General features: G+C 67.9%; 28 protein-coding genes and 3 tRNA genes. 13 read left to right on the forward strand and 18 right to left on the reverse strand.

What is annotated here, in order from left to right; all coding sequences use genetic code 11:
* Positions 1 to 61: 61 nt before the first annotated feature.
* Entirely contained in the window at positions 62 to 946 is an 885-nt protein-coding gene (gcvA, locus tag BGO82_RS09995; RefSeq protein ID WP_291305406.1) for a transcriptional regulator GcvA, read from the forward strand.
* A gap of 15 nt (positions 947 to 961) precedes the next feature.
* On the opposite strand, the gene rlmB is transcribed toward gcvA, so the two are convergent.
* The 4 genes from rlmB to BGO82_RS10015 all read right to left on the reverse strand — a co-directional run bounded on the left by rlmB (position 962) and on the right by BGO82_RS10015 (position 2,364).
* Positions 962 to 1,714 carry a 23S rRNA (guanosine(2251)-2'-O)-methyltransferase RlmB gene (rlmB, locus tag BGO82_RS10000; protein WP_291305407.1) on the reverse strand — a complete coding sequence of 251 codons (753 nt, stop codon included), beginning with the start codon at positions 1,712 to 1,714 and terminating at the stop codon, positions 962 to 964.
* 29 nt (positions 1,715 to 1,743) lie between these two features.
* A tRNA-Gly gene (locus BGO82_RS10005) sits at positions 1,744 to 1,817 on the reverse strand.
* Positions 1,818 to 1,846: 29 nt separating this feature from the next.
* Positions 1,847 to 1,931 (reverse strand) — tRNA-Tyr (locus tag BGO82_RS10010).
* A 139-nt stretch (positions 1,932 to 2,070) separates the two neighbouring features.
* Positions 2,071 to 2,364, reverse strand: a complete 294-nt coding sequence (locus BGO82_RS10015; protein ID WP_291305408.1) for a hypothetical protein — start codon at positions 2,362 to 2,364, stop codon at positions 2,071 to 2,073.
* Positions 2,365 to 2,377: 13 nt separating this feature from the next.
* Between BGO82_RS10015 and BGO82_RS10020 the strand changes: the two genes are divergently transcribed.
* A complete protein-coding gene (locus BGO82_RS10020) occupies positions 2,378 to 3,406 on the forward strand; it encodes a hypothetical protein (protein ID WP_291305409.1) in 1,029 nt (342 codons plus the stop codon).
* A 109-nt stretch (positions 3,407 to 3,515) separates the two neighbouring features.
* Here the strand turns inward: BGO82_RS10020 and BGO82_RS10025 are convergent, their stop codons facing one another.
* Positions 3,516 to 4,169, reverse strand: coding sequence for a DUF1345 domain-containing protein (locus tag BGO82_RS10025; protein WP_291305410.1), 654 nt, complete (start codon positions 4,167 to 4,169; stop codon positions 3,516 to 3,518).
* A gap of 79 nt (positions 4,170 to 4,248) precedes the next feature.
* On the opposite strand from BGO82_RS10025, the gene BGO82_RS10030 reads away from it, so the two are divergent.
* Positions 4,249 to 4,989, forward strand: a complete 741-nt coding sequence (locus BGO82_RS10030) for a metallophosphoesterase family protein (RefSeq protein WP_291305411.1) — start codon at positions 4,249 to 4,251, stop codon at positions 4,987 to 4,989.
* 55 nt (positions 4,990 to 5,044) lie between these two features.
* On the opposite strand, the gene BGO82_RS10035 is transcribed toward BGO82_RS10030, so the two are convergent.
* Positions 5,045 to 5,119: transfer RNA gene (locus tag BGO82_RS10035), tRNA-Thr, on the reverse strand.
* 144 nt (positions 5,120 to 5,263) lie between these two features.
* Here BGO82_RS10035 and BGO82_RS10040 point away from each other — a divergent pair.
* Positions 5,264 to 6,040, forward strand: coding sequence for an NAD kinase (locus BGO82_RS10040; protein WP_291305412.1), 777 nt, complete (start codon positions 5,264 to 5,266; stop codon positions 6,038 to 6,040).
* 25 nt (positions 6,041 to 6,065) lie between these two features.
* On the opposite strand, the gene BGO82_RS10045 is transcribed toward BGO82_RS10040, so the two are convergent.
* The 3 genes from BGO82_RS10045 to BGO82_RS10055 form a co-directional block, all read right to left on the reverse strand.
* A complete protein-coding gene (locus BGO82_RS10045; RefSeq protein ID WP_291305413.1) occupies positions 6,066 to 7,277 on the reverse strand; it encodes a DUF2336 domain-containing protein in 1,212 nt (403 codons plus the stop codon).
* Positions 7,278 to 7,360: 83 nt separating this feature from the next.
* Entirely contained in the window at positions 7,361 to 8,500 is a 1,140-nt protein-coding gene (locus BGO82_RS10050; RefSeq protein ID WP_291305414.1) for a transglycosylase SLT domain-containing protein, read from the reverse strand.
* Positions 8,501 to 8,557: 57 nt separating this feature from the next.
* The gene (locus BGO82_RS10055) at positions 8,558 to 9,136 is read right to left on the reverse strand and encodes a nitroreductase (RefSeq protein WP_291305415.1); all 579 of its coding nucleotides are present in this window, start codon (positions 9,134 to 9,136) and stop codon (positions 8,558 to 8,560) included.
* Positions 9,137 to 9,276: 140 nt separating this feature from the next.
* Here BGO82_RS10055 and BGO82_RS10060 point away from each other — a divergent pair, with 140 nt between their 5' ends.
* The 4 genes from BGO82_RS10060 to BGO82_RS10075 all read left to right on the forward strand — a co-directional run bounded on the left by BGO82_RS10060 (position 9,277) and on the right by BGO82_RS10075 (position 12,895).
* Positions 9,277 to 10,269, forward strand: coding sequence for a hypothetical protein (locus BGO82_RS10060; protein WP_291305416.1), 993 nt, complete (start codon positions 9,277 to 9,279; stop codon positions 10,267 to 10,269).
* Between the two features lie 83 nt (positions 10,270 to 10,352).
* A complete protein-coding gene (locus BGO82_RS10065) occupies positions 10,353 to 12,113 on the forward strand; it encodes an adenylate/guanylate cyclase domain-containing protein (RefSeq protein ID WP_291305417.1) in 1,761 nt (586 codons plus the stop codon).
* 106 nt (positions 12,114 to 12,219) lie between these two features.
* Positions 12,220 to 12,474, forward strand: a complete 255-nt coding sequence (locus BGO82_RS10070; protein ID WP_291305418.1) for a PilZ domain-containing protein — start codon at positions 12,220 to 12,222, stop codon at positions 12,472 to 12,474.
* A gap of 70 nt (positions 12,475 to 12,544) precedes the next feature.
* Positions 12,545 to 12,895, forward strand: coding sequence for a cupin domain-containing protein (locus BGO82_RS10075; RefSeq protein ID WP_291305419.1), 351 nt, complete (start codon positions 12,545 to 12,547; stop codon positions 12,893 to 12,895).
* On the opposite strand, the gene BGO82_RS10080 is transcribed toward BGO82_RS10075, so the two are convergent.
* From BGO82_RS10080 to BGO82_RS10100, 5 genes are read right to left on the reverse strand one after another with little or no spacing between them, the layout of a single operon-like run.
* Positions 12,896 to 13,366 carry a GNAT family N-acetyltransferase gene (locus tag BGO82_RS10080; protein ID WP_291305420.1) on the reverse strand — a complete coding sequence of 157 codons (471 nt, stop codon included), beginning with the start codon at positions 13,364 to 13,366 and terminating at the stop codon, positions 12,896 to 12,898.
* A complete protein-coding gene (locus BGO82_RS10085) occupies positions 13,363 to 14,619 on the reverse strand; it encodes an RNA polymerase sigma factor (protein ID WP_291305421.1) in 1,257 nt (418 codons plus the stop codon). Before BGO82_RS10085 ends, BGO82_RS10080 begins: the two co-directional genes overlap by 4 nt.
* A gap of 42 nt (positions 14,620 to 14,661) precedes the next feature.
* Positions 14,662 to 15,081, reverse strand: coding sequence for a YciI family protein (locus tag BGO82_RS10090; protein ID WP_291305422.1), 420 nt, complete (start codon positions 15,079 to 15,081; stop codon positions 14,662 to 14,664).
* A gap of 9 nt (positions 15,082 to 15,090) precedes the next feature.
* A complete protein-coding gene (locus BGO82_RS10095; protein WP_291305423.1) occupies positions 15,091 to 15,462 on the reverse strand; it encodes a YciI family protein in 372 nt (123 codons plus the stop codon).
* A 10-nt stretch (positions 15,463 to 15,472) separates the two neighbouring features.
* Positions 15,473 to 15,904, reverse strand: coding sequence for a YciI family protein (locus tag BGO82_RS10100; protein WP_291305424.1), 432 nt, complete (start codon positions 15,902 to 15,904; stop codon positions 15,473 to 15,475).
* A 194-nt stretch (positions 15,905 to 16,098) separates the two neighbouring features.
* Between BGO82_RS10100 and BGO82_RS10105 the strand changes: the two genes are divergently transcribed.
* Genes BGO82_RS10105 through BGO82_RS10125 form a run of 5 tightly spaced genes read left to right on the forward strand, consistent with a single transcriptional unit; the run spans position 16,099 to position 18,644 of the window.
* Positions 16,099 to 16,443, forward strand: coding sequence for a metalloregulator ArsR/SmtB family transcription factor (locus BGO82_RS10105; RefSeq protein WP_291305425.1), 345 nt, complete (start codon positions 16,099 to 16,101; stop codon positions 16,441 to 16,443).
* Between the two features lie 18 nt (positions 16,444 to 16,461).
* The gene (locus BGO82_RS10110; protein WP_291305426.1) at positions 16,462 to 17,088 is read left to right on the forward strand and encodes an SRPBCC domain-containing protein; all 627 of its coding nucleotides are present in this window, start codon (positions 16,462 to 16,464) and stop codon (positions 17,086 to 17,088) included.
* Positions 17,085 to 17,315, forward strand: a complete 231-nt coding sequence (locus BGO82_RS10115; protein ID WP_291305427.1) for a hypothetical protein — start codon at positions 17,085 to 17,087, stop codon at positions 17,313 to 17,315. Before BGO82_RS10110 ends, BGO82_RS10115 begins: the two co-directional genes overlap by 4 nt.
* A gap of 11 nt (positions 17,316 to 17,326) precedes the next feature.
* Positions 17,327 to 17,833 (forward strand): SRPBCC domain-containing protein, encoded by a 507-nt coding sequence (locus BGO82_RS10120; protein ID WP_291305428.1) that lies wholly within the window; start codon positions 17,327 to 17,329, stop codon positions 17,831 to 17,833.
* A 13-nt stretch (positions 17,834 to 17,846) separates the two neighbouring features.
* Complete coding sequence (locus BGO82_RS10125; RefSeq protein ID WP_291305429.1) at positions 17,847 to 18,644, forward strand: alpha/beta hydrolase; 798 nt, start codon at positions 17,847 to 17,849, stop codon at positions 18,642 to 18,644.
* Positions 18,645 to 18,647: 3 nt separating this feature from the next.
* Here BGO82_RS10125 and BGO82_RS10130 read toward each other — a convergent pair whose 3' ends face one another.
* The 4 genes from BGO82_RS10130 to BGO82_RS10145 form a co-directional block, all read right to left on the reverse strand.
* Positions 18,648 to 20,459, reverse strand: coding sequence for a methyl-accepting chemotaxis protein (locus BGO82_RS10130; RefSeq protein WP_291305430.1), 1,812 nt, complete (start codon positions 20,457 to 20,459; stop codon positions 18,648 to 18,650).
* A gap of 199 nt (positions 20,460 to 20,658) precedes the next feature.
* Complete coding sequence (gene thrS, locus BGO82_RS10135; RefSeq protein ID WP_291305431.1) at positions 20,659 to 22,638, reverse strand: threonine--tRNA ligase; 1,980 nt, start codon at positions 22,636 to 22,638, stop codon at positions 20,659 to 20,661.
* Positions 22,639 to 22,806: 168 nt separating this feature from the next.
* Positions 22,807 to 23,106 carry a membrane protein insertion efficiency factor YidD gene (gene yidD, locus BGO82_RS10140; protein ID WP_291305432.1) on the reverse strand — a complete coding sequence of 100 codons (300 nt, stop codon included), beginning with the start codon at positions 23,104 to 23,106 and terminating at the stop codon, positions 22,807 to 22,809.
* A gap of 8 nt (positions 23,107 to 23,114) precedes the next feature.
* Positions 23,115 to 23,570 (reverse strand): iron-sulfur cluster assembly scaffold protein, encoded by a 456-nt coding sequence (locus BGO82_RS10145; RefSeq protein WP_291305433.1) that lies wholly within the window; start codon positions 23,568 to 23,570, stop codon positions 23,115 to 23,117.
* Positions 23,571 to 23,582: the final 12 nt, after the last annotated feature.

The following is a 23,582-nucleotide window of genomic DNA, read 5'->3' on the forward strand; positions in this document are numbered from 1 at the left end:
CCCGCCGGGGCTCGAATTCCAACGCGATGTCCGCTAGTGTGCATAAGCTGGACTTATGCCAATGACCGACGCCCTCCCCCCGCTCGCCGCCATCCGCGTTTTCGAGGCCGCCGCCCGCCACCTCAGTTTCACGCGCGCCGCCGCAGAACTGGGCATGACGCAGGCGGCGGTGAGCTATCAGATCAAGCTGCTGGAGGAGCGGCTGGGCGCGCCGCTGTTCCTGCGCCGCCCGCGGGCGCTGGCGCTGACCGAGGCCGGGCAATGGCTCGCGCCGCGCACCAGCGAGGCCTTTGACCTGCTGCGCGACGCCTATGGCCGCTTCGGCCGGCAGGAGCGCACGACGCTCACCGTCAACACCATGCACACCTTCGCCGCGCAATGGCTGAGCCCGCGGCTGGGCAAGTTCCAGTTGCAGCACCCGCAGATCGCCGTGCGCATGGAAACCACGACGCGGCTGGTCGATTTCGCCCGCGAGGAGGTCGACGTCGTCGTCCGTGCCGGCAAGGGCAAATGGGAGGGACTGACCTCGCTGAAGCTGGTGGATGTCCGTTTCACCCCGATGCTCTCGCCGGATCTCGCGGCCAGCGTCGGCGGGCTGCGCACGCATGCGGACCTGCTGAAGGTCCCCCTGCTCGACCCGATGGATCCGTGGTGGGACCGCTGGTTCGCGGTGCACCGGCTGCCGCTCGACGCCCTGAAGCGCGAGAACGCCCCGACCATCCTGCTGCAGTCGATCACCGCCAGCGCCGCCATGGCCGGTGGCGGCGCGGCCCTGCTGATCCCGGAGTTCTTCGAGCTCGAGATCGCCGCCGGCCGGCTGGTCGCGCCCTACGAGACGCTGAGCGAAGACGGCAACGCCTATTGGCTGGCGTTTCCGGAAGGGCGGCGAAACGTGCCCAAGATCAAGGCGTTCCGCGACTGGATCGCCACCGAAATCCGCAACTGACGGAACGCCGGCGGCTCAGCCGCGCGCCGTGGTCGCGGCGTAAAGCGCAATCGCCGCCGCATTGGAGACGTTCAGCGACTTGATCGGCCCCGGCATGTCGAGCCGCACCATCTCGTCGCACAATTCACGCGTGCGCTGCCGCAGGCCCTTGCCCTCGGCGCCGAGGACGATGGCGAGCGGACCGCCGTCACGGCGCGGCGCCAGAGGGGTCGGAGCGTCGGAATCGAACCCCAGCACATGCATGCCGCGGCGTTTCAGCAGTTCCAGCGTGTCGCCGAGATTCCGCACCTCGATCAGCGGCACCAGGTCGAGCGCGCCGGAGGCGGCCTTGGCCATCACGCCGGTCTCGCGCGGGGCGTAGCGCTGCGTCGTCAGCAGCGCATCGGCGCCGAAGGCGCAGGCGGTGCGCAGGATGGCGCCGACATTGTGCGGGTCGGTCACCTGATCGAGCACCACCACCAGCCGCAACGGCGCGATATCGTCGAGCCCGAAGCGGCTGACCGGGGCGACCTCGAGCGCCACGCCCTGGTGCACCGCCTCGCCGCCGAGCAGCCGGTCGAGCTCTTTCGGCGTGACCTCGCGCTGCCGGACCTTGCCGATCGGACCGGTCTCCTTGAGGCGCGCGAGGGCATTGGGCGTGGTCAGCAATTCGCGCTTGTCGCGCCGCGGATTGTCGAGCGCGGCGCGCACCGTGTGCAGCCCGTACAGGTACACCGGCCCGCTGTCGGGGTCGTATTTCGGCTTGGGCGGAAACTTGTTGACGCTCATTCAGCCCGGCCTCTGCGCACACGAAGGGATGGAGCGGGTGAAGGGAATCGAACCCTCGTATTCAGCTTGGAAGGCTGCTGCTCTACCATTGAGCTACACCCGCAGTCCGGGCCGAGACTCCCTGGCGGGGAGTGGTGGAGGGGACTGGATTCGAACCAGTGTACGCTAAGCGAGCAGATTTACAGTCTGCCGGATTTAACCACTCTCCCACCCCTCCACTTAGAGACGGAAGATATAAGGCGCGAACAGGTCCCTGCGCGCGCCGTGGCGGTTTATGGTGATGGGGTCGGAGGCTGTCAACCGGGAAAACGACAGGGCCGCGGCGAACCGCGGCCCGTCGTGGTTTTCCGCCTGCCTTACGGCGTGCAGCGGATGTAGGCCTTGCCGTCGATGGTCAGGGCATCGGGCGACGTCTGCGCGATGGCGATCGTGCGCGACCCGCTGCCGCCGCCGGCCTCCAGCGTCGCCTTGCCGTCCACCAGCGCACCGAAATTGCCGTAGGATGCACTCGGCCCGTCGCGGAAAGTCGAGCCGGTGATGACCGCGAAGTCGGCCTCCGACGCGGTGCCGGTCGCCGCGCAGGCCGCCGCATCCTTGGCCCACACGCCGATATAGCCGAAGCCGTCGGCTTTCGAGCCCGGAGCCGCCACGCCGACATCGCCGGTGAGCGCGCTGGCCGCCAGCTTGCCGGTGGCTGCGGCGGCCGGTTCGGCGGACGAGGCCGCGGAGGATGCCGCCATTTCCGACGACGAGGACGACGGCGCCGCCACTTCCGAGGAGCTTGCCGTCATCGCGGACATCTCCATCGACGAAGACGCCGGAGCCATCGCCATCTCGGACGAAGACGGCGCTTCCGACGACGAAGCAGCGGAGGCTTCCGAGGACGAACTGGCGACGGCTTCAGACGAACTCGTCGTCATCGCCGCCATCTCCATCGAGGACGATGACGGCGCTGCGGAGGACGAGGCCACCGGGGCTTCGGTGGAGGAACTGGTCATCGCCGCCGACGCGCTGGCTGGCGCCTCGGACGAGCTCGCGGTCATGGCCGCCATCTCCATCGACGAGGAGGCCGGCGCCATCGCTTCCGAGGTCGCTGCCGCCACAGCCGGATTCTCCGAGCTCGAGGCAGGCACTGCGGCTTCGGACGAAGAGCTCTCGGCCGGTGCGGAGGACGAGGTGGCGGCGGCCGCCATGGGCGCCTCGGACGATGACGTCGTGGCCGCGGCGGCCGACGAGCTGGCGAGTGCGGCGGCCGCGGCCGAGGACGACGCTGCGGCGGCAGATGCTGCGGCCGCTGACGACGACGCCGCGGCGGCGGATGCCGTGGCTTCCGACGATGACGCAGCGGCAGCGGCCGCCGAGGAAGACGCAGCCGCGGCCGATGCCGCCGCGGCCGACGAGGATGCAGCCGCAGCCGCTGCTGAGGACGATGCCGCAGCGTCGCTCGCGGCTTTCTCGGCGGCAGCCGACGACGCCGCCGCGGCTTCGGAACTCGCCTTGGCCTCGGCCGCGGAGGACGCCGCTGCCTGGTCGGCCGACGCTTCCGTAGCGGCACTCGAGCTCGACGACGAACTGGTCGGAGGCGTGTTGCCGCCGCAGGCGCTGAGCATCAGGCTCGCTGCCAGCACCATCGGCAGCCCGGCAATCAGTTTGATCTGCATGGGATTTCCTCTTTGGTCGCAAGATTGTTGATTGAGCCCTCGGCGGGGCTCTTGCGCCTAGTGTTACACCAGGAACTGCGCTTTTGCCGTGACTGCTTCGTGGCAAGTCACGCTATTTTTCAGGGGTCGCGTCTCCGTGGTCAATGGCCGAAGGCGACCACGATATTGACGGCCGCGGCGACGATCACCGTGTTGAAGAAGTACGAAAAGATGCCGTGCACCAACACCAGCCGCCGCATGGCGTTGGAGGTGATCGCCGTGTCCGATGTCTGCGCCGTCATGCCGATGACGTAGGCGAAGTAGGCGAACGCAATGCCGTCGGGCTCCTCGCCGCCCGGAAAGTCCAGCCCGGCGGCGATCTTGCCGGATTTCGGCTTGCCGCGTCCGCGATCGGCGGCCTGATAGTATTCGTAGGCATAGTGCATCGCCCACATGGTATGGACGGCGAACCAGCCCAGAAGCACCGACACCACGCCGAGGGCAAGCTGGCTGGACACCAGATTCTGCGGATTGCGCAAGGCAATGAACAGCGACGCCGCCGCCGCCGCCACCGCGGCCAGCATCACCAGCAGGATCAGCCCCGCCGGCGCGTCCTCCTCGGCGGCGTAGCGGCGCAGGAATTCCGCCGACAGCTTGCGCGCCGCCGCTGCGGTCAGCACGAGGTAGCTCAGGAAGAAGACGTTCACCGCACTGGCGAAAGCGAGCCCGCCGTCGAGCACGAGCAGAATCAGCCCGACGGCCAGGCCCAGTGCGGCGGCGATGTAGAAATTCCTGTGCCGGGTGGTGCCGAGCATGTCGCTCTCCTGTCGTCTGCGGCCCTCAAACGTCCGCAAGGCCATTGCCCGATCTGCACGATCGGATATTGGAACGACAATGCCGCATCCTCGTCTCGCCTTCCACACCTGGCCTGCCGCCATCTACGCCATCGGCGACGTGCATGGCTGCTTCGAGCAGCTGCTGGCGCTGGAAGCGGTGATCGCGCGCGACGGCGCGGCGATCGAGGGCGAAAAATGGCTGGTGACGGTCGGCGACCACATCGACCGCGGCCCCCGGTCGCGCGAGGTGATCGAGCATGTGATGGCCCCTGCCCCCGCCGGCTTCCGGCGGTTCGCCCTGCTCGGCAACCACGAGGCGATGCTGCTCGATTTCTTCGCCAACCCGGCGGCGCACGCCTACTATCTCGATGAGGGCGGCACGACCACCCTCGCCTCCTACGGGCTCGCCATCGGCCGGCCGCTGCGCAGCCAGGCCGGCACCCTGGCGGCGCTCGCGGCCTTTCCCGACGCCCACCGCCAGTTCATCGCCGCACTGCCGATCAGCCTGTCGCTGCCGGGCTGGCTGTTCGTGCATGCCGGCATCCGGCCGGGCGTGCCGCTGGCGATGCAGAGCGACGAGGACCTGGTCTGGATCCGCGCCCCGTTCCTGACCTCGCAATTGACCGGCGGGCTGCGGGTGGTGCACGGCCACACGCCCGGCCGCAGCATCGTCGCGACGCCGCACCGGATCGACGTCGACACCCATTGCTACCATACCGGCACGCTGTCGGCGGTCCGCGTCACGCCCGATGGCGCCACGGAATTCTTTTCCGTCAGCGGCGCGCCCGCCAGCCGGTAAGGCGTCGGGCAGGCGGCAGATCGTCGCTCCAAGCTGCCGAAATCGCTGATTGTTTTGGTGCCGGCGGAGAGGATCGAACTCCCGACCTTCGGTTTACAAAACCGCTGCACTACCGCTGTGCTACGCCGGCAACCGGGCTCTGCTAGCATCGCGCCTGGGCTCGCGGCAAGCCGCGGATCGGGGGATCGCTAACGGCGCTGATCGTCCGGCAACCCGCTGTTGGTCGGGCGCAACCGGCATGCTAGGCAGGCTCGGCCTTGCCGAGGAGCCCTCCGTGCCGGACTTTTCCCCCGATCGCCTCACCTTCCTGTCGAGTGGCACGCCGGAGGCCGACGCTGCCATGGCCCGCCTCCGCGACCGCTACGGCGACGTGGGATTCGATGCGGCCGAGGTGGTGGTGGCGCTCGGCGGCGACGGCCTGATGCTCGAAGCGCTGCGCAAGGTGATGGAGCGGCACATTCCGGTGTTCGGCATGAATTGCGGCTCCGTCGGCTTCCTGATGAACGATTTTGCCGATGAGGGGCTGGTCGACCGGCTGGCCGCGGCCAAGCCGACGCGGATCACGCCGCTCGCCATGCATGTGCTCGACACATCGGGCGTCCAGCACGATGCGCTGGCGCTCAACGAGGTGTCGCTGTTCCGCATGACCTACCAGGCGATGAAGGTCGAGATCGTCGTCGACGGCAAGACGCAGATGGACGAGCTGATCTGCGACGGCATCCTGCTCGCCACGCCGGCCGGCTCGACCGCCTACAACCTCTCGGCGCACGGACCGATCCTGCCGATCGACGCGCCGCTCCTGGCGCTGACGCCGATTTCGCCGTTCCGGCCGCGGCGCTGGCGCGGCGCCATCCTCGGCAACAATGCGGTGGTCACCTTCCGCCCGCGCGAGATCGACAAGCGTCCGGTCAGCGCCGTGGCCGACAATGTCGAGTTCAAGCACGTCGCCGAAGTGGTGGTGCGCGAGACGCGGGCGCACCAGGTGACGCTGCTGTTCGACCCCGGCACGGGGCTCGAGGAGCGCGTGCTCAGCGAGCAGTTCCGCTACTAGTCCGGCCAGCCGGAGCGCCGCATGGCTAGGCCGCGGGCAGCGCCAGGCGCTGCTCGTCCGGCAGCAGCGCCGGCATGGCGCGGTCGCCGGCCACGTCGCCGGCGAAGGCCGACATCACGCCGCGGGCGGCGCGCCGGGCCAGAATGACATTCTGCTCGCTGAGATAGGCGAAGGCGTCTTCGAGCTCGGGCGGAATCACGCCCTCGTGCTCGACGATCAGTTCCTCGGTCAGTGCCGTCACCACGAAATGGCGGGCGGCGACATCGTCCGCGAGGTCGGCGGCGCGGGCATGGAAGATCAGCCGCGCGATCAGATTGCACACGCCCTGGCTCAGGCCGCAGCGGACGAGCAAGGCGTTGAGCGCCGGGCGGCTGCCGGTTTCAAGCAGCGAGAAGACCTTTTCGCGCGGCGCGGCGGCGAGCGTCGCGAGGCAGTCGGCAAAGAACAGCACGTGGCCGTTGACCACCGCGTGCAGCATCACCCGGGCGGAGAGCTTCTCGCTCTCGACCAGCTCGGCGGCGAACGGCGTCGAATCCGCCTCGGCCTCGGTCTCGCCGATGGCGGTGAGCGCGCTGTCCATGGCGTCGCGCAGCAGCCGCTCGAGCCGCGGCGCCGCAATGGCGCCCTTGACGATGCGGGCGCGGCGCAAATGTTCCACCGCGGCCTCGACCAGCAGCAGCCGGGCGCTGGCCGGCAGGTCGGTGCGCTCGAGCAGCAGGCCGCGCAGTTCGGCGTCGCCGATCCCCTGCTCGATCGCAAGAGCACTGAGCTGCACCGGCGGCACCGGCACGTCCTGGCGGCCGACCAGCTTCAGCGTGACGCTGCGCTCATTGCGCTCGATCAGGGCCTGCGCCACCCGGGCACTGATGCGTTCGCGCAGGGCCACGGCCAGCAGCATCACGCTCCCCGCCTTGCGCACGAGGCCGACGAGGTCGGCGTCGATCAGCGCCGGCGAATATTGCGCCACCGCCCGCGAGATGACTTCGCTGTCCTGCAGTAGTGCCAGCAGGATCGGACGCGGGGCGTCGGCGGCATGCAGCAGGCCATAGGCGAGCGCGGCGCGGACGCGGACGGAGGGATCGTCGAGAAAGCCGATCAGCGCAGCGTAGAGGGCGGCATGCTCGTCGGCCGGCCCGGTGTGGCGGAGATAGGCCTGCGCCGCGAGATGAGCCGCCTGCCCACGCGCTTCGCTGTCGCCGGACTGACTGAGGGCGACGAAGTCCTGATACGCAACCATCGAACTCTCCGGACGACCGGAAAGACCTTAGCGGCCGAGGCTTAAGGAACGGTTCACCCTGTTCGTTGAGAGCCCGGTAACGATCAGCGGCGGCTGTAGAGCTGCGTGACGAAGGCGCTGTCCGCGAGCGGCGGATGGGTCATCAGCACCCGCGGCCGCGGCACGTCCGGGGCCGGAGGCATCATCTCCGCCGCCGGGGCGGCGTCAGGGACAGGCGCCGCGACGCCCGGCGGCAGCAGCGGCGCGGGCGTCGGCAAGGGCGCAAATCCGAGGGCCGACGAGTCGCCGGTATCGTCCTGCGGCCCGCTCATCGCGTCGTCGATCGCCTGGAGCGGCTCGGGACCGCCCGTCAGATCGAGGGGGCTCGCCTGCCCCTGCGGCATCAGCGCCAGCGGCGATTGCAGGCCCTGCGCCTGCAGCAGCGGCGCAGCGGCCTCCTCGCCGATCAGCGGCTTGGGCACCCCCGTCGAGGCTTCGGTGCTGAACAGCGCGTTGAACGACATGTCGGCCTTGGTGAACCGCGACGGCACGGCGTCGGTCGACCATTTGGCGGTGGGGTCGGCCGCCAGCTGCTGGGCGGCGAATTTCGGGTCGGGCACCACGTCGGCGGCGACGATGCCGTCATGCTGCGCCACCAGCGCCTTGTAGACCTCGCGGATCGTCCGGGCGTGCCCATCGGCATAGAAGATGCGCGGATTGGCCTTGGCCTGCCGCGGAAACAGCCGCGCCGCGACCTGGTCGGGGTCCTGCAACCCGGCGTTGAACAGTTTTTCGGCGCCCTGCGGACCGAGAAAGTGCGCGATGTACAGCTCCCCCGGGCTCGGCATGCGCCCGAACTTCTGCTGCAGATAGGAGCCGTTCGAGCGGGTGAAGGCGGCCGCCATGTCGGCGGCGACCTGCGGGTCCTCACGCAGCTTCAGCACGTCGGCGCGGAGCTTTTTGTCCTTGATGACGTAATCGCCGTCGCGGTCCTGGGTGATGGCGTCGGCATATTTTTGGTAGCCGAGCCGCGGCCCCTCCTGCTTCATCACCTGCAGCCAGGACGAGTCGAGGAACTGGAACAGGCCCACGGCCGACGAGCTGGGCGCCTTGGCCGTCGGGTTCAGCGACGATTCCCGCTGCGCCGTGTCGAGCAGATAATTGAAGTCGACGCCGCTCTTGTCGCCTGCGTTGTTGAGCACGTAGGCGAGGCTCTGCGGAATGGTGATGGGTTGGACGCCCATGGCGAATCCGGGTGGCTGTCGTCGGTTAACAAAGCGCTAACAGCCGTTAACGTCCGGTTAACCGTTCCAGCGCGTCACCACCTTGGCGAGGTCGGGACGGTCGCGGTCCTCGATCGTGGTGGTGGGCGTGCCGATGTGGACGAAGCCGACGAAGCGCTCGCCGCCGCGCGCCCCCAGCATCTGCTGCGCCGCCGTGTCGAAGGCGAACCAGCGGGTCACCCAGCTCGCCGCATAGCCCAGCGCGAAGGCGGCATGCATCAGGTTGAAGCAGACATTGCCGGCCGAGAGCAATTGCTCGAGCTCGGGCGCCTTGGCGAGCGGCTTGTGCGAGAAGATGACGCCGATGGTCACCGGCGCCGGCAGGAACTGCCTGCGTTCGTTGGCGAGCGACGCCTCGTCCAGCGCCGGGTTGTTGCGCTTGGCGATTTCGGCCAGCTTTTCGCCGGCGGCGAGGCGCGCGTCGCCCTCGATCACCACCAGCCGCCAGGGGGTGAGCTTGCCATGGTCGGGCACGCGGGTGCCGATGGCGAGGATTTCGTTGAGCTCGTCCGGGCTCGGGCCGGGGTCCTTGAGAAAGCCGATACCGACGGAACGGCGGGTCTTCAGGTAGTCGCGCAGAGCGGCGTTGGCAGGCATGTTCTGATCCTTGCAGGTGCTCGCCCCTTATGACACAGCTTTTCCCCATTCCAAGGGTAGCGATGCATCGCCCCGCGGGAGTCGGGCGGCACGGGAATCCTGCTTTGAAATTATGGCGATGGATCGCGATGGTGGCGCTCATGGCAGCGCCGGCGTTCGCCCAGGACGCGCCGTTGATGCCGGCGCCGCTGCCGACCTTCCACGCTCCCCTCGCCGACGGCGCCGCGGCGCCCGACGCCACGTCCGACAGCGGCCAGCAGGGCACGCCGCTGGCTCCCGGGGCCGCATCGGAGGGAGGCGCCGCTCCGTCCGCCGACGCGGCGCCCGCCCCGCCGGCGACGGCAACGCAGGCCATCGCCGCCGTGGCGGATCCGCAGCCGGTCCGGCTCGAAGCCCTGGTCTCCGACGGCGGCAAGACGATCGAACAGGGGCTCGTCTGGCGCATCTTCGCCGCCAAGCCCGACGGTTCGGGCCAGCTCCAGCTCGCCGCCAAGTCCGACCAGGCGGTGGCGAAGGTCAAGCTGGTGCCCGGCAGTTACGTCGTGCACGTCGCCTATGGCCGGGCGCAGGCCAGCGACACGCTGACCGTCAAGGAAGGCGAGAACGACAAATCCATGGTGCTCGAGGCGGGCGGGCTCAGGCTCAACGCCGCCGTCACCGGCGACGTCCAGATTCCGATCAACCTGCTCCGTTTCGACGTCTTCACCGCCGGGCAGACCGACGCCGACCGCGCGCTGATCGCCCAGAATCTGGGGGCGAACGACATCATCACCGTCAACGCCGGCACCTATCACATCGTGTCGTATTTCGGCGACGTGAACGCGGTGGTGCGCGCCGACCTCAAGGTCGACCCCGGCCAGTTGACCGACGCGACCCTCTACCACAAGGCGGCGCAGGTCTCGTTCAAGCTGGTCAGCGAGGCCGGCGGCGAGGCCATCGCCGACATCGACTGGACGGTCAAGACCGCCGACGGAACCACGATCTTCACCAATACGGGCGCCTTCCCCTCGACCGTATTGCAGGAGGGCGACTACCTCGTCTTCGCCAAGCGCGGGGACAAAGTCTACAATCGTCAGTTCGAAGTTCAGCCGGGCCAGCCCAAAGAAATCGAAGTTTTGACGACCGTCTACTGACGCCTTCACACCCATCCGATTTCATTGCTGCACCCGTTCCGGATGCTATAAGCGGCGCGTTAACCCGCCGGGGGGCGGACATCATGGCACAACCAGACCGGCGTCTGGTTCCGATCGTCTCGCTGGACGTCGTCGGATACTCGCGCCTGGCCGAGATCAACGAGCGGCAGACCCTGCGCCTCGTGCAGCGGGTCTACGACCGGCTGGTCGCGCGCACCATCGGCCGTTATGGCGGCAAGGTATTCAAGACCATGGGCGACGGCCTGCTGGCCGAATTCCAGAGCGTCGTCGCCGCCGTCGAATGGGTCGCCGACCTGCAGAAGGAACTTTTCGAGCGCCAGTTGAGCGTGCCCGGCGGCGGCAGATTTCAGGTGCGCGCCGGCATCGTGCTCGCCGACGTGCTGGTGGCCGGCGACGATCTCTACGGCTCGGGCGTCAATTTGTCGGTGCGGGTGCAGGCGATCTCGCCGCCCGGCGGCATGGCCATCACCAAATGGATGTACCAGTATCTCGACGGTCGCACCGACCTGCAGTTCACCGACCTCGGGCCGCTCGACCTCAAGAACGTCAGCAAGACGGTGCGCATCTTCGTCTGGCATCCCGACGGCGTGACGCAGAAGCAGGCCGCGGAAGTGCCGCCGCCGCCGCCCTCCAGCCGGCCGTCGGTGGTGGTGCTGCCGTTCGACAATCTGTCGGGCGAGGCCGACCAGGCCTATTTCGCTGACGCCGTGGTCGAGGAAATCACCGCAACACTTTCCCGCATCCGCGATTTCTTCGTCATCGCGCGCAATTCGGCCTTCTCCTACAAGGGCCGGGCCGTGGACGTGCGCCAGGCCGGGCGCGAGCTCGGCGTCCGCTATGCGGTCGAGGGCAGCGTGCGGCGGGTCGGCGAGCGGGTGCGCATCACCGCCCAGCTCATCGAGACCGAGACCGCCAACCACATCTGGTCGACCCGGATCGACGGCGCCGTGTCCGACCTGTTCGACCTGCAGGACAAGGTGGCGGCCGAGGTCGCGAGCGCGCTCCACCCCTCGATCCGTCGCGCCGAGGTCGAACGCGCCCGCAGCAAGCGCCCGGAGACGCTGGCGGCGTACGACCTCGTGATGCGGGCGCTGCCGCATCTTTGGGCGCATCGCATGGCGGAAAATCCGCAGGCCATCTCCTACCTGACCAAGGCGCTGGCGCTGGAGCCGACCTACGGGCTCGCGGCGGCGCTCGCCGCCTGGGCCCACGGCCAGCAGGTGGCCTACAACTGGACCACGGACATCGAAACCGAGCGCGCCGAGGGGCACCGGCTCATCGAGATCGCCACCATGACCGCCGGCGACGACCCGACGGCCCTCACCGCCCTGGCCTCGGCCATGATGCAGCTCGGCGGCGACGTGCGGCACGCGGTCAATCTGGCGCAGCGGGCGCTCGACCTCGACCCCAACCATGCCTGGGCATGGATGCGGCGCGGCTACGGCCTCGTCTACACCGGCCGGCCCGAAGACGGCCTCAAGGCGTTCGAGCAGTCGGCACGGCGGTCGCCGCTCGACCCGTTCGCGTTCAATGTGCATCTGGGGACGGGGCTCGCCCATTTCGCCGCCGGCCGCCCGGAGCGGGCGATCGATTTCGCCCGGCAGGCGCTGTCCGAACGCCCGGGGCTGACCTGGCCGTATCGCGACCTCGCCACCTACTACGCCAATTCCGGCCAGATGGAGCTGGCGCGCGACGCGCTCGACAAATTCATCTATCTGCGCCCGGTGATGAGCGCGGCCTCGCTGCGCGACGGGCTGCGGTTCATGGAACCGGCGCTGCTCGACCGCTATGTCGGCGGGCTCGAGCTGGCCGGCCTGAAATAGGCGTTAACGCGCACCGCCGCGATCCCGAACAATTGTCGGCTTTGCGTTGCCGCGTTCGCAACGCTGCGCCGATAGAGTGCCGAGGCATCGCTCGGGAACTCGGCTCTTGGACCTTCGGCTCGAAAAACGCCTCTCGCCACGGCGCAACACCGCGATTTCGGCGACGATCGCCTATGACGGCGGGCGGACCCGCCTGGGCTGCGTGATCCGCAATCTGTCGGACGGCGGCGCCAAGCTCGAAGTCGCGACCGTACGCGGCATTCCCGACCAGTTCGACCTGCTGGTGCCGCGGCACCGGCCGCAGCATTGCCGCGTCGCCTGGCGGGCGCTCAAGGAAATGGGCGTGCAGTTTCTCGACTGACGGCGTTCAACTGCGGTTCATCCAGCCCGCCCTATGGCTCGGCCCGGGGCATCAGACTGGAGGGAACCCGATGCGTCACCGGGCTTTTGTCATTGCCGGCCAGCGTACCGCGATCGTTGCCAACGACGACTGCGATTTCCGCCACGGGGCCACTGCTCATTACGTGCCCGTCGGGGTGCAGATGCCCGCCCGCAGCCACGATCGCGCTGAAACGCTGTTCCTGGTCGAGGACGGGATGCTCGAATTCATGATCGGCGGCGCGGCCGGGCTGGTGCTCAGCGGCGATTTCGTGCGCGTGCCGGCCGGCGTCTCCTACGCCTACCGCAATGCCGGCGACACCATCGCGCGGCTTCTCGTCCGCTCGGCCAATCCGCGCGGCAGCCGGATCGCCGCTCACATCAGCGCGACCTTCGCGGCCTGATCAGCGCGGCACGACCGGCTTTGCCAGCAGCGGTGCCACCGGCCCGAGCGGCGTCTTCCTCTCGCCGACCCTGACGAAGCCCATGGCCTCGTAGAACGGCATCGCACGCGCATTGGCGAGCACGTGCAGCCGGCTCGCGCCCCACGCCGCCGCCTCGCGTTCGATGGCGTGCAGCAGCGCCGTGCCGATGCCCTGCCGCCAATGCGTGGGCTCGACGAACAGCCCCTCGAGCTCCGCGTCGTTGCCGTCGTGGGCGACGATGGTGGCGAAACCGACGATACGATCGCCGATCTGGGCGACGACCACCTCGTTGTTGGCCAGCATCTCCTCGTCGAGATCGATCAGGCCCGGCTCGTCGAGCAGGCGCTGCCGCATCTCGCCCTCTTCGGCCGCCAGCGACGCCCGGCGCTGCAAATCGATGAGATTGAGCCGGTCGTCGGGATGAGCGATGCGGATGTCGAGCCTGCTCATCCCTGCCCCGCCGCCCGCTTCAGCAACAGCTCGCGCTCGCGCGCATTGCCGGTCAGCTCGGCGGCACGCCGAAACTCCACCCGCGCCTCGTCGTGACGGCCCAGCCGTGTGAGGAAATCGCCACGCACACTGGGCAGCAGATGATAGTTGCGCATCGCCGGCAGCTCCTGCAACGGCTCGAGCAGGCGCAAGCCGGCTTCGGGTCCATGTGCCATGCAATGCGCGACCGCCCGATTCAGTTCGATCACCGGGGACGGCGTGACCAGGGCGAGCTCGTCATAGAGCGCCGCGATCTGCCGCCAGTCGGTGTCGGCCGCCTTGCGCGCGCGCGCGTGGCAGGCGGCGATGGCGGCCTGCAACGTATACGGCCCCATCGCGCCATCGAGCTCGATGGCCCGGGCGAGCGCCGCGAGCCCGCGCCGGATCAGAATCTGGTTCCAGCGCGTGCGGTCCTGCTCGAGCAGCAGGATCGGCGTGCCGTCCGCCTTGACGCGCGCCGCCGCGCGGGAGGCCTGGATTTCCATCAGCGCCAGCAGCCCGTGCACCTCGGCCTCGTCCGGCATGAGCTGCGCGAGAATGCGCCCGACCCGCAGCGCCTCGTCGCAAAGCTCGGTGCGCATCCAGTCGTCGCCGGCCGTCGCCGAATAGCCTTCGTTGAAGATCAGATAGACGACCTCCAGCACCGAGCCGAGGCGCTGCAGGCGTTCCTCGCCGCGCGGCACCTCGAACGGCACGTGGGCATCGGCGAGCGTCTTCTTGGCCCGCACGATGCGCTGCTGGATCGTCGGCTCGGCGGCAAGATAGGCGCGGGCGATCTCGGCGGTGCTGAGCCCGCCGACGAGCCGCAACGTCAGTGCCGCGCGGGCCTCGGGGCCGAGCACCGGATGACAGGCGGTGAAGATCAGGCTCAGCACATTGTCCTTCACGTCGTCGTCGAGGCGGGCGTCGAGATCGGGTGCATCCTCCTGGCGCAGCTCCTCGCCATAGGCCAGCTCCGGCAGGCTGCGCGCCAGCACCTTCGAGCGCCGGAAATGGTCGATGAAGCGGCGCTTGGCGGTCTGCATCAGCCACGCGCCGGCATTGTTCGGAATGCCGTTCTGCGGCCAGTCGCGCAGGGCCGCGACCAGCGCATCCTGGGCAAGCTCCTCCGCCTGCCCCACGTCGCGCGTCAGCTTCGTGAGGCTGCCGATGAGCCTTGCGGCCTCGATGCGCCACACGGCCTCGACAGCGCGATGGGTTTCGATCTGGGTCATGGGCGGCGGAGTGGATCAAATCCGCTCCGCCGCCGCAAGCCGCTATTGCTGCATCTGCTGCTGCACCAGCTTTTCGTAACGATCGCGCTGCGCGTCGCTGAACCCCAGGCTCTCGGCGGTGGCGAGCGGCCGGATTTCGATCTGCACATTGCCGTGCCCGTCGCTCGGCGGCCATTGCTTGACCAGCTCGATCACCTCGGCGAGCGAGTGCGCCTCGATGATCGAATAGCCGGCGACCAGCTCCTTGGCCTCGGTGAACGGCCCGTCGATCACGCTCGGGCTGCCGTTGGCGAACGACACGCGGGCGCCGTGCCGGCTGGCGAGCAGTCCGGCGCCCTGCTTCATGGCACCGGCCCGCACCAGCTTCTCGTTGTACGACGTCATGTCGTCGATGAGCTGCTGGCTGGGCATGGCGCCGGCCTCGGTCTCGGCGTCGGCCTTGCGGATCACCATGAACTGCATCCCGGCCTCCTAAACGTTGTAGCCGCCGTCGATCTGGCGGATTTCGACGGTGATGTCGGGCATGTGGTTGTCGATGTGCAGCTGGACGAACTCGGCGCCGATCTTTTCGGCCGCCGCGAGGTCCGGCGCCTCGATCACCGCATAGCCGCCGATCACCTCCTTGGCCTCGGCGAAGGGGCCGTCGGTGGTCACGGCGTGGCCGCTGCGGCCGGCGATCCGCCTGGCGCCGCTGGAGCGCTGCAGCCCGCCGGTCGAGATCAGCGCCCCGGAGGCGACCACCTTCTCGATGTAGGGGCCCATGGCGTCCATGATTTCCTGCGGCACGGGCCTCGCGCCGGAATCGTAGCCTTCGCCGGGAATGATGGTCATGAAGTAGCGCATTGGTCGGTCCTCAATTGGTGACGGGTTTCTGGGTGCGGTCGCGGAACTCCTGCTCCTTGCGCAGGTGTTCCTCGGTGATGGGGTCGGCATCGAAGTCGGCGGTCTCGAACACCTGCCGGATCTCGAGCTCGTCGCCCGGTTCCATCGGCGCGCGGCGCGCCCACGCAATGGCGTCCTCGAGCGACTTCACCTGCAGGATCCAGAAGCCGGCGACCAGCTCCTTGGCCTCGGTAAACGGTCCGTCCTTGACCGTGCTGGCGCCCTTCTCTCCGAAGGCGATGCGAGCGCCTTTGGACGAGGGATGCAGCCCCTCGCCGGCGAGCATGATGCCGGCATCGATGAGTTGCTCGTTGTACCGGCCCATGGCGGCGAGCTGTGCGGATGTCGGCATGGCGCCGGCTTCGCTGTCGGCATTGGCTTTGACGATGACCATGAAGCGCATTGCAATTCTCCGTTTCTGGCGTCTGCAGACACAACGAAATGCCGCATCCGGAATCGACACCGTTCGGCGAGATTTTTGAACTTTCTCTCAAGCTGCTGAATTATCACGACAATCTTTATTTAACTCAGCGGTTGACAATGCAATAGCTGCCGCTATATTAAACCATATAGTTTACAACCATCCGGTTGAACAACATGACCGACAGATTGAGCCTCACCCTGTCCGCCCTCGCCGACCCGACGCGCCGGGGCATTCTTGCCCGCCTGGCGGCGGGCGAGGCCACGGTGAAGCAACTGGCCGCGCCCTACGACATGAGCCTCGCCGCCGTCAGCAAGCACCTCAAGGTGCTGGAGGGGGCCGGGCTGATCTCGCGCGGCCGCGATGCGCAATATCGCCCATGCAAGCTCGAGGCGGCGCCACTGCGCGATGTCGCCGGCTGGCTCGAGGACTACCGCAAGTTCTGGGAGGCCAGCCTCGACCGGCTCGAGGACTATCTGGCCGAGTTGCAGAAGGGAGACGCCGATGGCCCCCGCAACTGACGCGTCGAGCGGCGTGCGATGGGCGACATCATTCCCTTCCCGCGCCGTCCCGGCTGGGCAGCGCTCTATCTTCGCCTCTGGAACGCCAGTCTCGACCGGCTCGGCGCCTATCTCAACAACAGCTTGAAAGACAGGGAACGCGACATGACCGATCTCAGATTCGACTATCCCAGCGATCAGCCTGTGATGATCACCACCCGCACATTCGACGCGCCGCGCGCCCTGGTGTGGAAATGCTTCAGCGAACCGCAGCACGTCGCCCGCTGGTTCGGACCCAAATCCATGTCGCCGGTGAGCCGGATCGACACCTTCGAGTTCCGTGTCGGCGGCAAGTGGCGTTACGTCACGCAGCCCCCAGGCGGCGCACCGGCGATCGTCTTTCACGGCACCTACAAGGACATCGAGACGCCGGCCCGGATCGTCAACACTTTCGCCGTCGAAGGCATGTATGAAGAGAACGACCTGCTGACCGAGACCCACACTTTCGAAGCGCGGGGCGAAAAGACGTTCTACCGGGCCGTCGCCAATCTGGGCAGCCTCGCCGCACGCGACGCGGTCGTTGCCAGCGGCATGGAAACCGGCGCCCGCGAGTCGCTGGCCCAGCTCGACGACCTGCTGGCCGAGTTGCAGGAACCGGTGAAATGATCGCCGCCCCCGCCACCGGCGACGGCAGGACGCTGGTCATCAGCCGCACCGAAACGCTCGACTTCCGCAGCGGCGGGAGCTGGCGGCACGTGATGATCGGCCCCGACGGCCGCGAGTATCCGACCGACAACGTCATCCTCGAGGTGATCATCCCCGACGCCACCCACTACAGCATCGGCAACGACCCGCGGCTGGCCGCTACCGTCGCCGGCTTCCTCGACGCCTGACGGAGATGGCAATGTCCGAGAACATCGTCGACGCCCCGCCGGGCGAGGCCTATTTCACCATCACGCGCAGCTTCGAGGCGCCACGGCGGCTGGTGTACAAATGCTACACCGAGCCGCAGCACATGGCGCATTTCTGGGGCCCGCGCGATACCACGCTCATCGAGTGCCGCATCGACCTGCGGGTCGGCGGCGTGTGGAAGGTGCGCTGGCAGTATGCCGACGGCCGCGGCTGGGGCTATGCCAGCGTCTATCTCGACATCGTGCCCGATACCATGCTGCACTATCGCGACGCCCCCGCTGACTGGGTGTTCGGCCTCGACGGCCTGCCGCCGCTGGAACTCGACTCCACCATCGCGCTGGCCGACCAGGGCCGGAACACCGTGGTCACGGTCACCGTGCGCTGCGCGTCGGTCACGGCGCGCGATGAAAATCTGCGGCGCGGCTTCACCGGCATGGTGAGCATCGGCAACGACCGGCTGGCCGAATACCTCAAGACCATCCCCCTCGGATCGGCGTGAAAAGGAGATCGAGATGCCCTTCGTTGCGTCCAGGGACGGCACCCGCATCGGCTACTCCGTGGCGGGCGCCGGCCCGGCCCTCGTCATCGTCGACGGCGCGCTGTGCTGGCGCGCCTCCGGTCCGTCCGGCGCGCTCGCGGCCGCGCTCAGGGACCGCTTCACCGTCTACACCTACGATCGTCGCGGCCGCGGCGAAAGCGGCGACGCCAGGCCCTATGCCGTCGCCCGGGAGGTCGAGGACCTCGATGCGGTCATCACGGCGGCCGGCGGCACCGCCGCGCTGTACGCGATTTCGTCCGGCGTGCCGCTGGCGCTGGCGGCCGGCAACAGCCTGCCGGCCGGCCGGATTGCCAAAATGGTGCTCTACGAGGCCCCGATTTATGCCGATCCGAGCCACCAGGCCGACCCGGCCTATGTTCCGCGGCTCACGCAATTGCTGGCCTACGGCAACCACGTCGGTGCCGTGAAGCTGTTCCTGCGCAATGTCGGCGTGCCCGGCTTCGGGCTGCTGATGATGCAGATCATGGGCATCCTGCGCAAGCTGGCCCCGGTCGCCCCCACCCTCGCTTACGATACCGCGCTGTGCGCTCCCTACTGGACCTCGAGCCCGCCGTCGCCGGCGGCCTGGCCGAACGTCACCATGCCGGTGCTCAATGTCGGCGGCGGCAAGTCCGACGCCTGGATGCAGAATGCGCAGTCGGCGATCAGCCGCGCGCTGCCCAACGCCACGCACAGGACGCTGCCCGGCCAGAACCACATGGTCGCCGCCGGCGCCATCGCGCCGCTGATCAGGGCGTTCGTCGCGGGCTGACGGTCAGAACTCGGTCCAGTCCTCCCGCTTGAGCGCGGCATTGCCCTCGGCGAGGTAGACACGCGCCGCGGCGGCGGCCTTTCCCCGCGGCGGCCGCGTCGCGGGCGGATGCTGGCGGGCCGCCTCCGGAGCGCCGCGCCCGCCGTCCTCGAGCACGAAGGTGTCGACGATCCGGTCGAGCTCGCTCGCCTGGCCCTCGGTCTGCTCGATGGCGGCGTTGGTCTCTTCCACCAGGGCGGCGTTGTGCTGCGTCATCTCGTCGACCTGCTTGACCGCCGAGGTGAGCTCGACGATGGCGCCGGACTGCTCCGAGGTGGCGCGCGTGATCTGCTCGATGAGAACGCCGTTCTCGTGAATGCCTTCCAGCATCGCGGTGACCTTCTGCGTCGCCTCGGCCACCTTGCGGCTGCCGGTCGCCACCTCGCCGGACGATTGCTCGATCAGCGCCTTGACCTCCGAGGATGCGCCGGCCGCCGATTGCGCCAGGCGCCGGACTTCGATCGCAACGACGGCGAAGCCCTTGCCGGCATCGCCGGCCCGCGCCGCCTCCACCGAGGCGTTGAGCGCCAGCAGATTGGTCTGGAACGCGATGTCGTCGATCAGCCCGATGATGTTGGAGATCTTGGTCGAGGAGGCCGAAATGCGCTCCATGGCATCGTTGGCTTCGGTCATGACGCCATTGGCTTCGGACGCCGTCACCGACACCGCCTTCGCCTTGGCGCTGGCCGAGGCCGCGCGCGCCGCATTGTCGCCGACCGTGGTCGAGAGCTGCTCCAGCGCCGCCGAGGTCTCCTCCACGGCGGCCGCCTGCTTGGTGGTTCGGTCGGCAAGATCGTTGGCGCCCGACAGGATTTCGCCGGTCGCGGTCTTCAGCGAGCTCGATGCCGTGCGCAATCGCCGGACGATGTCGCGCATGGTGGCCACGGTGCCGTTGTAGGCGACGCGGACCTTCTCGAGATCGCCCTTGAACGCATCGTCGATCACCGCGGTCAGATCGCCGTCCGCCAGCCGGCTGAGATGGGCGCCCAGCACCTTGACCGCCTCCTTGCGCGCCGTGGCGTCGGTGGCGTCGGTGGCGTATTTCACCACCTTGTACGGCCTGCCGCTGACATCGAAGATCGGATTGTAGGACGCCTGAATCCAGACTTCGCGGCCATTCTTGCCGAGGCGCCGGTATTCGGCCGCCAGGCTCTCGCCGCGGCGCAGCGTGTCCCAGAACGCGGCATAGTCGGCGCTCTGCGCGTAGGCCGGGTCGACGAACATGCGATGATGATGGCCGACGATCTCGTCGAGGCCGTAGCCCATTGCCCTGCAGAAATTCTCGTTGGCCGTGAGGATGGTGCCGTCGAGGTTGAATTCGATCACCGCCTGAACGCGGCCGATGGCCGCGAGCTGGCTCTGGGCATCGGCCGCGGCCAGCTTGCGGGCGGTGACGTCGGCGGCGATCTTGACGACCTTGCACGGCTTTCCGTGCCGATCCAGAACCGGATTATAGGACGCCTGGATCCACACCTCGCGGCCGCCCTTGGCGATGCGCTTGTATTCGGCGGCGTCGTGCTCGCCGCGGCAGAGGCGGCGCCAGAATTCCGCATAGTCTGGCGACTGCGCCTCCGCCGGGTCGACGAACATGCGATGGTGCCGTCCCTTGATCTCGGCCAGCGTGTAACCCATCGTCTTGAGGAAATTGTCGTTGGCGCCGAGGATGGTGCCGTCGAGCGCAAATTCGATGATCCCCTGCGACCGCGAGAAGGCTGCAAGCGTCGCCGCCGCGTCGTGATCCGACACGCCGAGAAGGCGGCGCAATATCGTCGTCATGAAATGCTCCCAGAGCCCTAAAACATGCACGGAAGTGTTCCGGCAACGACCCTAACAGAGCGTGAAGAAGGCGGCTCGCGCAGACCCGTAGAGCGAAATTTCGTCCGGCAGGCGCTCGGTAGAAATACCGATCCCCTCGTCATTTCTGACGAGGGGATGTGTCAAATCCAGTCCGCCCGGCGGCGCCGCGGCTGCGGCGTCAGGCGGCAAGCCGGGGCGAGCGTTTGAGATCGGGCGGCGTCGCCTCGGTCATCAGCTCGACGATGGCGTCCATCGCCGGCATCACCTTCTGGCCTTCGGTGCCGAGGCGGCGGATGGAGACGGTCCCCTCCTCCGCCTCGCGCTTGCCGACCACGAACAGCAGCGGCACTTTCTGCGTCGAGTGCTCGCGCACCTTGTAGTTGATCTTCTCGTTGCGCACGTCGAGCTCGGCCCGGATGCCGGCGTCGCGCAATTGCCCGACCAGCTTTTCGGCATAGGCATCCGCGTCCGAGACGATGGTCGCCACCACCACCTGGGTGGGCGACAGCCACATCGGCAGCTTGCCGGCATAGCTTTCGAGCATCATGCCGATGAAGCGCTCGAGCGAACCGAGGATGGCGCGGTGCAGCATCACGGCATATTTGCGCGAGCCGTCCTCGGCCACATAGGTGGCGTCGAGCCGCTCGGGCAGCACGTAGTCGAGCTGCAGCGTGCCCACCTGCCAGGAGCGGCCGATGGCATCCTTCAGATGGAATTCCAGCTTGGGCGCGTAGAAGGCGCCCTCGCCTTCGGCAATGACGAAGTCGTAGCCGGTGGCGCGCAACGCGTCCCCCAGCGCCTTCTCGGCAGCGTTCCAGCGCTCGATGGTACCGCCGAACTTCTCCGGCCGCGTCGCGAGCTTGATCACCACATTGTCGAAACCCATGTCCTCGTACACCGAATAGAGCAGGTGCACGAAACGCTCGGTTTCGGACTGGATCTGCTCCTCGGTGCAGAAGATGTGGGCGTCGTCCTGCGTCATCTGCCGCACGCGCAGCAGGCCGTGCAGCGCGCCATGCGCCTCGTTGCGGTGGCAGCAGCCGAACTCGGCCAGCCGCATCGGCAGGTCGCGGTAGCTCTTGGTGCCCTGGTTGAAGATCTGGATGTGGGCCGGGCAGTTCATCGGCTTCAGCGCCATGAGGTCGGCCTTGCCGCTGAGCACCGGCCCCTCTTCCTCGGTGCCGGGCACCTCGTCGGGAACCACGAACATGTTCTCGCGGTATTTGCCCCAGTGGCCGGAGGCCTCCCAGAACTTGGAGCTCATGAGCTGCGGCGTCTTCACCTCGGTGTAGCCGCCGGCGTTCACCCGACGGCGGATGTATTCCTCCATCTGGTTGTAGATGACGAAGCCCTTGGGGTGCCAGAACACCGAACCGGGCGCCTCGTCCTGCAGATGGAACAGATCGAGCTCGCGGCCGAGCTTGCGGTGGTCGCGCTTTTCGGCTTCCTCCAGCATCCTGAGGTAGTCGTCGAGCTCCTTGCGGTTGGCGAACGCCGTTCCATAGATGCGGCTGAGCACCGGGTTGTTGCTGTCGCCGCGCCAATAGGCGCCGGCCACCTTGGTCAGCTTGAAGGCCTGTCCGACATCGCGGGTCGTGCGCATGTGCGGGCCGCGGCAGAGGTCGAACCACTGGCCCTGCTTGTAGATCTTGATCGACTGGTCGGCGGGGATGGCGTCGACCAGCTCGACCTTGAAGGTCTCGCCCTTGGCGGCGAACACGCGCCTGGCCTCGTCGCGCGACCACACCTCCTTGGTGAAGGCGGCGCCGCGGTCGATGATCTCGGCCATCTTCTTTTCGATGGCCGGGAATTCCTCCTCGCTGAACGGCGTGTCGCGCTTGAAGTCGTAGTAGAAGCCGTTCTCGATGACGGGGCCGATGGTCACCTGCGTGCCGGGCCAAAGCTCCTGAACGGCTTCGGCGAGAACGTGCGCGGCATCGTGGCGGATGAGTCCCAGTCCGTCCGCGCTGTCGCGCAGCACGAACTCGATACGGCCGTCCTCGTTCAGCGGGTCGCTCAGATCCGTGAGCACCCCGTTCCACTTCATGGCGACGGTCTTTTTGGCGAGGCTGGGGGAGATCGCTTCGACCACGGTGGTCCCGGTGGTGCCACGCGCATAGTCGCGTACTGCACCGTCGGGGAACGTCACCTTGATCATTTTGGTCTCCTGAGTTGCCAATATTGGCGGGAACGCCGGAAAACGGCGGCGTGCGGCTCTTATCATGGCCGGAGTCGGGGTGTCACCCGCCCGCGGCGCGCGCAAGGCGTTCACCCCCGGCTCACCGACGCGCTCAGTGCCTGCTGCGGGCAATAACCTGCGAGAATGTCAGGCCCAGCGACCGTATCTCCACGGTAAATACCACCGTGCGCGTGATGGTAGTGCCACGGGCACCGGGTCATATCCGTGCGTCCCGCCCGGCCGGCAGCGGGTGATCCGGGCCAGCCCCATCCAGCCGCCGGGCCAGAAGCCGAAGCGCCAGATGGCGTCGCGCGTGTATTCGCTGCACGTCGGCGCATGCCGGCAGGTGCGGCCGGTAAAGGCCGAGAGCGTGTAGCGGTAAAGCTGGATCAGTCCGTAGGCGGCGAGCTTGAACGGAAAGTCGACGACGCGCCAGAAAGTGCTCACAAAACGAGTCAACTGGCGGCCGCAACGGCTTGGCCGGCCTCGATCTTGTCGAGCGCGTCGACCACCGCGTCGAACACCAGCAAGGTCGAGATATGACGCGGAACGTAGTCGCGGACAGGCTCGAGATAAGCGAGGTCGGCCCACTTCCCGGCGGGCGGCGCGCCGTCGGCCTTGAGCATTTCGGTCATCTGCGCGCGCAACGCGCGGAACTCGGCCACGGGCGTCCCGACGATGTGCGCAGCGACGATCGCCGCCGAGGTCTGGCCCAGCGCGCACGCGGATATCTTGTGCCCGTAAGCACATATCCTGCCGTCGGCGGACACGGCGACATCGACCTCGATGGACGACCCGCAGACGCGGCTCACCCGGCGCGCCGTCGCATCCGGATGGGCCAGCCGCCCCGGAATTGGTTGATTGGCCGCGATTTCGAGGATCTTTTGGGAATAAAGATCGCTCAGTTCCATTGTAGTTACATC

Origin of the sequence: Devosia sp. 67-54 (genome assembly GCF_001899075.1) — a bacterium.
In the GTDB taxonomy this organism is placed as follows: domain Bacteria; phylum Pseudomonadota; class Alphaproteobacteria; order Rhizobiales; family Devosiaceae; genus Devosia_A.